Origin of the sequence: Candidatus Thiosymbion oneisti, from assembly GCF_004359955.1 — a bacterium.
GTDB classification, from domain to species: Bacteria; Pseudomonadota; Gammaproteobacteria; order Chromatiales; family Chromatiaceae; genus Thiosymbion; species Thiosymbion oneisti.
In genome coordinates this window covers 1-284 of sequence record NZ_SMSC01000184.1, presented here as the reverse complement: position 1 = coordinate 284, position 284 = coordinate 1, and the positions used below count along the sequence as shown (strand labels likewise).

Here is a 284-nt window from a genome sequence, read left to right as displayed (position 1 = left end):
CTTGCGTCTCGGCTTCCGGTCGTAACTCCTCCCCATCAAGCGTTACCTCAGGATCTTTAACGGTTGCGGCCTCCTGCGAGCCGGTTTCGGACCCGGCTTCTTCCGGCAATCCACCGACGCGCTCTTGAATCGAGGTGTAGTCAGAGGTTTCCGGCGTCTCGGCAAGTCCCGCCCGGACCGGATTGAGATCCACATAAGCCATCGCCGCCAGCAGCGCCTTCTCATCGAGCAACGCCTGGCTCTTGAAGCGACCCTCCCAAAAACGCCCCTTCACCCCATCCTCT

At 60.9% G+C, this 284-nt stretch carries 1 pseudogene; it reads right to left on the bottom strand.

Annotation, left to right across the window (positions count from 1 at the left end):
• A pseudogene (locus tag E1958_RS21540) lies at window positions 1-284 on the bottom strand (transposase); the annotation flags it as partial.